Source organism: Geobacillus proteiniphilus, from assembly GCF_001908025.1.
Classification (GTDB): domain Bacteria; phylum Bacillota; class Bacilli; order Bacillales; family Anoxybacillaceae; genus Geobacillus; species Geobacillus proteiniphilus.
Genome location: NZ_MQMG01000047.1, coordinates 23,443 through 29,582 on the forward strand (window position 1 = coordinate 23,443; position 6,140 = coordinate 29,582).

Consider the following 6,140-nt stretch of genomic DNA (forward strand, 5'->3'; position numbering starts at 1 on the left):
AACGATGATTGATGGAGCAAGCCGCATTGGGCTGACGATGTCTTCCGCCGTTTCGCCCCCAGCGAAGCCGGCTGAGGCGCAAAAGCAATTCGCCGCATTTTTCAAAGAGGCGCTCAACCGCGTGAACGAAGCGCAAATTCAAGCCGATGCGCTGACGGAAAAGCTCGTTCGCGGGGAGAACGTTCAGTTGCATGATGTGATGATCGCCGCGCAAAAAGCGAGCATCACGTTGCAGCTGACGCTGGAGATCCGCAACAAAGCGATCGAGGCGTATCAAGAAATGATGCGCATGCCATTGTAGCAGCAATGAATCGCAATACATACGGAAGCCGCCGCCATTGTTGCGCTATGGCGGCAGGTATTGGATCATCGGGGGAATTGTATGAGAAGGAAATGGAAAGAGTGGTGGAGCCGGGCTCGCGCGTTTTGGCAGGAACGGACAAAAAAACAGAAATGGCTCGTGCTCACTGCGGCAGCGGCCGTGCTTTTGGCCGTTGGCGTCGGCGTCTTTTTCGCCACAAGGACGGAAATGGTGCCCCTCTACAGCAATTTGTCGCCGCAAGAAGCGGGGCAAATTAAAGCAACGCTTGACCAGCGCGGCGTTCCGGCCGAAGTGGCGGACGGCGGAACGACGATCAAAGTGCCGAAAGAGCAAGTGGACGCGCTGAAAGTCGAGCTCGCTGCTGAAGGCATCCCGAACAGCGGGGTCATTGACTATTCATTTTTCGGCCAAAACGCGAGCTTCGGCATGACGGATAACGAGTTCAATATGGTGAAGCTGAAGGCGATGCAAACGGAGCTCGCCAACTTGATCAAGACGATTGACGGCGTCGAGGACGCCAAAGTCATGATCAACCTTCCGCAGCCGAGCGTATTCGTTTCCGATGAGAAAGGGGAAGCCTCGGCCTCGATCGTGCTGAAGACGAAGCCGGGCTACCAATTCAGCGACGAGCAAATCAAAGCGCTCTATCATCTCGTCGCCAAAAGTGTTCCGAACCTCTCTACAGATAATATCGTCATTATGAATCAGTTTTTTGAGTATTTTGATTTAAAAAATGACGGCGAAAATTCGACAGGAACGACATTCGCCTCGCAACAGCAAATTAAAAAGCAGATCGAGCGCGACATTCAGCGCCAAGTGCAGCAACTGCTCGGCACGATGATGGGGCAGGATAAAGTCGTCGTTTCCGTGACGGCCGACATTGACTTTACGCAAGAAAAGCGGGAAGAAAACTTAGTCGCCCCGGTTGATGAGAAAAACAATGAGGGCATTGCCGTCAGCGTTCAGCGCATTAAAGAGACGTACTCCGGGAGCGGTGCGCCGCCCGGAGGCGCCGCTGGAACGGGAGCGAACGAAGTGCCGGGCTATCAAAACGCAAACGGCGCAGCAAACGGCAACTATGAACGAACCGAAGAGACGATCAACAACGAGGTAAACAAAATCAAAAAGCAAATCGTCGAAAGTCCATATAAAATCCGCGACCTAGGCATCCAAGTGATGGTCGAGCCGCCAGACCCTAATGATCCGAACTCGCTGCCGCCCGAGACGGTCAATGACATTCAAAAACTGCTAGGAACGATCGTCCGGACGTCAATCGACAAAAGCGAAGCGCAAACGCTCACTGATCAGGACATCAACAACCGCATCGTCGTTTCGGTGCAGAAGTTTAACGGCAAGCCGACATTCACCGAATCAACGCCGGATCGGCCGGCGTGGTGGTGGTATGCGGCCGGTGCAGGAGCGCTGTTGCTCGTTGCCTTGCTGTTGTTCCTCTGGCTGCGCCGCCGCCGTGAAGACGAGGAAGAGGAAGAAGAACACTTGTTCACTCCGCCGCTTTCGACGGAGCCGGATTTGCCGGAGCCGCCGGAGACGGAAGCAGCGTTGCGCCGCCGACAGCTTGAGCGGCTGGCGAAAGAAAAGCCGGATGAGTTTGCAAAACTATTAAAAACGTGGCTATCGGAAGAGTAGGGGGAACGGCGTATGGCAAAGCGCGAACGAAAAGGCGGGTTGTCGGGCAGGCAAAAAGCGGCCATCCTGCTTATTTCTCTCGGCCCGGATGTGTCGGCCTCTGTTTATAAACATTTATCCGAGGAAGAGATCGAGAAGCTGACGCTAGAAATTTCCAACGTCCGTCAAGTGACGGCTGAACAAAAAGAGGAAGTGCTTGAAGAGTTTCGACAGCTCGCCTTGGCGCAAGATTACATCGCCCAAGGCGGCATCGCCTATGCGAAAGAAGTGCTTGAAAAAGCGCTCGGCCCGGATAAGGCGATGCAGATCATCAACCGCCTGACATCGGCGCTGATGGTGCGGCCGTTTGATTTCGCCCGCAAAGCCGACCCGATGCAGCTGTTAAACTTCATTCAAAATGAACATCCGCAAACGATCGCTCTGATTCTTTCGTATTTGGAGCCGGCACAGGCAGGGCAAATTTTATCGGCGCTGCCACAGGAAATGCAGGCGGATGTCGCCCGGCGCATCGCGCTGATGGACAGCACATCGCCGGAGATTATCAATGAAGTCGAGCAAATTTTGGAGCGGCGGCTGTCCGCGACCGTCGTGCAAGATTACACGCAAGCCGGCGGAATTGAGGCGGTCGTTGAAGTGCTGAACCAAGTCGACCGGAGCACGGAGCGGACGATTTTGGATGCCTTGGAAATCCAAGACCCGGAACTGGCCGAGGAAATTAAAAAACGGATGTTTGTCTTTGAAGATATCGTGACGCTCGATCACCGCGCCATTCAGCGCGTCATCCGCGAGGTGGACAACAACGATCTCATGTTGGCGCTGAAAGTAGCGAGCGACGAAGTGAAAAACATTATTTTCCGCAACATGTCGACAAGAATGGCCGAGACGTTCAAAGAAGAAATGGAATATATGGGGCCAGTCCGGCTGCGTGATGTCGAGGAGGCGCAATCGCGCATCGTCGCAGTGATCCGCCGTCTCGAAGAGGCCGGAGAAATCGTCATCGCGCGCGGGGGAGGAGATGATATTATTGTCTAACGTCATTAAAGCGCCGAAATTGGCGGCGCGCGCTGGGAAAAAGACGATCGTCGTGCAGCGCCATGTTTCCGATCTTCCATCGTCCGCCGACGATCGGCAGCGGGAGATGGAAGCGGTCGCCGCCGCCAAGGAAGAAGCAGCCAAGCTTCGCCGCCAGGCAGAGCAATATTACGAATCGGTGCGCGAGCAGTTGGCCCGCGAGCAAGAGGAATGGCAGCGTGAGAAAGAGCGTCTCATGCAGGAAGCGCGCGCCCGCGGGTATGAAGACGGCTATGCGGCTGGGCGCGAGGAGGCGCTTGGCGAGCACCGCGCGTTGATCGAGCAAGCCCGCCGTTTGGCGGAGCGAGCGAACACCGAATTTTACGCTCGCATCGAATCGACGGCTGAGGCGATGCTGGAGGTGGCGTTAAAAGCGGCCGAACGCATTATCGGCGCCGCGCTTGAGGGCGATCGAAACGCCTTTTTGCCGCTTGTGCACCAAGCATTGCAGGAAGTGCGCCGGCAAACGGAAGTGGCCGTTTATGTGCATCCGCACTGCTACGAAATAGTGGCAGAGCAAAAAGAGCTGCTGAAATCCGTGTTTCCGCATCGCGTCGATCTATTTATTTACCCGGACGATGCGCTCCCTGAATACGGCTGTGTCGTGGAGACGCCGTTTGGGCGCATCGAGGCGAGCGTCGATGTGCAGCTTGAGCGGCTGCGCGAGGCGCTCTACCGGCGATTGAAGGAGGGGGCGTTTTCTGAACTGGCAGGCGCTTCTTGATGAAATAGACGCCGTCGACTTGTATAAACGGTTTGGCAAAGTGTCGCGCGTCATCGGCTTGATGATGGAATCGAAAGGGCCGGAAAGCTCGATCGGCGATCTTTGTTACATCCATGAACAGAGCGGCCGCCGGAAAATTCCCGCCGAAGTCGTCGGCTTTCATGAACAGCACGTCTTGCTTATGCCGTTTTCCGCCATGTCTCATATCGCTCCCGGCTGCCTTGTCGAAGCGACCGGCCGGCCGCTTGAAGTGCACGTCGGCGATGCGCTCATCGGCATGATTCTTGATCCGCTCGGCCAACCGCTTGACGGGAGCCCGTTGCCGCCCGGGCTGAAGCCGGTGTCGGTCGAACGCGATCCGCCCAATCCGCTCGTTCGGCCGCCGATTGCCGAACCGCTTGAAGTCGGCATCCGCGTCATCGACAGCCTGCTTGCCGTCGGCAAGGGGCAACGCGTCGGCATTTTTGCCGGCTCGGGCGTCGGCAAAAGCACGCTCATGGGAATGATCGCCCGCCATACGTCGGCCGATGTGAACGTCATCGCCTTAATCGGCGAGCGCGGCCGCGAAGTGCGCGAGTTTTTAGAGCGCGACCTTGGCCCGGACGGCTTGGCCCGCTCTGTCGTCGTCGTCGCCACGTCCGACCAGCCGGCGCTGATGCGCGTCAAAGGCGCCTATACGGCAACGGCGATCGCCGAATATTTCCGCGACCAAGGGGCGGATGTCATGCTCATGATGGACTCGGTCACCCGCGTCGCTATGGCGCAGCGGGAGATTGGCCTTGCCGTCGGTGAGCCGCCGACGACGAAAGGCTATACGCCATCGGTCTTCGCCCTCCTGCCAAAGCTGCTTGAACGGGCTGGAACGAACGCTTCCGGCACGATCACCGCGTTTTATACGGTGCTTGTTGACGGCGATGACATGAATGAGCCGATCGCTGATGCGGTGCGCGGCATTTTGGATGGCCATTTTGTGTTGGAACGCCAGCTGGCGAACAAAGGGCATTACCCGGCGATTAACGTGCTCAAAAGCGTCAGCCGCGTCATGCCCCACATTATCAGCGCAGAGCACCGCGAAGCGGCAAACCGGTTCCGCCGCCTTCTGTCCACTTATATAGATTCGGAGGATTTGATTCAAATCGGGGCGTACAAACGGGGGTCGTCCCAAGAAATTGATGAGGCGATCGAATTTTATCCGCAAATGATGGCGTTTTGCCGCCAAAACATCGATGAAAAAACGACGCGCGCCGAAAGCATTGATGGGTTGTTGCGCTTGTTGTCGGTTCGGTGAGAAATCGCGCGTCATTTTCAGACGATGAAAGGGTGAACAAATGTGACGCCGACGTTTCGGCTGCAAAAAGTGCTGGCGATGAAAGAAAAAGAAAAAGAGAAGGCGCTTGGCGAATACGAGGAGGCGGTCCGCCGGTTTGAGCAGGCAGCCGAAACGCTTTACCGCCTGCTTAAGGAAAAAGAAGAATGCGTGGCGGCTCGGGATGAACAGCTTCAAGCCGGCCTGTCCGTTGGAGACATTCGCCTTAGGCTGCAATATATGGCGAATTTAGAGCGGACGATCGACCATTATCAGCTCGTCGTCATGCAGGCGCGCGAGCAGATGCAGCGCCGGCAACAGCGTTTGATGGAATTGAATATCGAAGTGAAAAAATACGAAAAAATGCGTGAGCGCATTAAGCGGTGGGCCGAGCAGCTTGAGAGGGAAGCGGAACGCCGCCTGCTCGATGAAATGGCGGTTCAACGCTTTGCAAGGCAAGGAGAGGTATAGATGGCAGAGAGCAAAGTTGAACAGGAAATGCAGGCGAGCTGGTGGCAATGGCTGTTGTTCGTCATTGTCATTCCGAGTGCGTTTGCCGTCTCTTTTCTGTTGTTGATTTTAAACGTTGCCGGCGTTGATGTGGCCAAGGCGGCAAAGCAGTGGACAATAAAGGCGCCGTTTGTCTCCGAGTGGATCGACTGGAGCAAAAGGGAGAAAGCTTTGCAAAAAACGATTGAAGCTCAGCAGCAGACGATTGAACAGCAAAAACGAACGATCGCCGACCAACAAAAGCAAATCAAGCGGTTGAAAAACGAATTGGCGGCAAAGGAAAAGGAAATCGCCCAGCTGTCTGCGCCAAGCGAGAAAACGGACGCTCAGGCTGAGCCTGTTGACGAGCCAGCCTTGACGGAAGAAGATGTCGCCGGCATGTATGACGCCATGTCGGAAAAACAGGCGGCGGCTATTTTAGCGGAACTGCCTGAGAGCGAAGCGCTCCGTGTACTGAGCCAGATTGACGGCGACAAAGCGGCAGCCATTTTGGAACAAATGCCGGCTGGGCAGGCGGCGAAACTGTTGGCATCGTTAAGCAAAAGGGCGATGGGGAAGGA

Annotated in this window: 7 protein-coding genes; all 7 read left to right on the top strand. The window is 55.9% G+C overall.

What is annotated here, in order from left to right; all coding sequences use genetic code 11:
• The first annotated feature begins 4 nt into the window (after positions 1 to 4).
• Positions 5 to 301, top strand: a complete 297-nt coding sequence (gene fliE, locus BRO54_RS14695) for a flagellar hook-basal body complex protein FliE (protein ID WP_011230718.1) — start codon at positions 5 to 7, stop codon at positions 299 to 301.
• Positions 302 to 382: 81 nt separating this feature from the next.
• A complete protein-coding gene (gene fliF, locus BRO54_RS14700) occupies positions 383 to 1,969 on the top strand; it encodes a flagellar basal-body MS-ring/collar protein FliF (RefSeq protein ID WP_074044420.1) in 1,587 nt (528 codons plus the stop codon).
• 12 nt (positions 1,970 to 1,981) lie between these two features.
• Positions 1,982 to 3,001, top strand: coding sequence for a flagellar motor switch protein FliG (gene fliG / locus BRO54_RS14705; protein WP_011230720.1), 1,020 nt, complete (start codon positions 1,982 to 1,984; stop codon positions 2,999 to 3,001).
• Positions 2,985 to 3,764, top strand: coding sequence for a flagellar assembly protein FliH (gene fliH, locus BRO54_RS14710; RefSeq protein ID WP_042380531.1), 780 nt, complete (start codon positions 2,985 to 2,987; stop codon positions 3,762 to 3,764). Before fliG ends, fliH begins: the two co-directional genes overlap by 17 nt.
• The gene (gene fliI / locus BRO54_RS14715) at positions 3,742 to 5,052 is read left to right on the top strand and encodes a flagellar protein export ATPase FliI (RefSeq protein ID WP_074044421.1); all 1,311 of its coding nucleotides are present in this window, start codon (positions 3,742 to 3,744) and stop codon (positions 5,050 to 5,052) included. Before fliH ends, fliI begins: the two co-directional genes overlap by 23 nt.
• Before the next feature lie 42 nt (positions 5,053 to 5,094).
• On the top strand, positions 5,095 to 5,541 hold the full coding sequence (gene fliJ / locus BRO54_RS14720; protein ID WP_042380526.1) for a flagellar export protein FliJ: 447 nt from the start codon (positions 5,095 to 5,097) through the stop codon (positions 5,539 to 5,541).
• On the top strand, positions 5,542 to 6,140 hold a 599-nt coding region (locus BRO54_RS14725), incomplete at its 3' end, for a MotE family protein (RefSeq protein WP_074044422.1).

Coding starts and splice junctions, on each gene's coding strand:
- fliE (WP_011230718.1), top strand. CDS start 5: ATGATTGATGGAGCAAGCCGCATTGGGCTGACGATGTCTTCCGCCGTT.
- fliF (WP_074044420.1), top strand. CDS start 383: ATGAGAAGGAAATGGAAAGAGTGGTGGAGCCGGGCTCGCGCGTTTTGG.
- fliG (WP_011230720.1), top strand. CDS start 1,982: ATGGCAAAGCGCGAACGAAAAGGCGGGTTGTCGGGCAGGCAAAAAGCG.
- fliH (WP_042380531.1), top strand. CDS start 2,985: ATGATATTATTGTCTAACGTCATTAAAGCGCCGAAATTGGCGGCGCGC.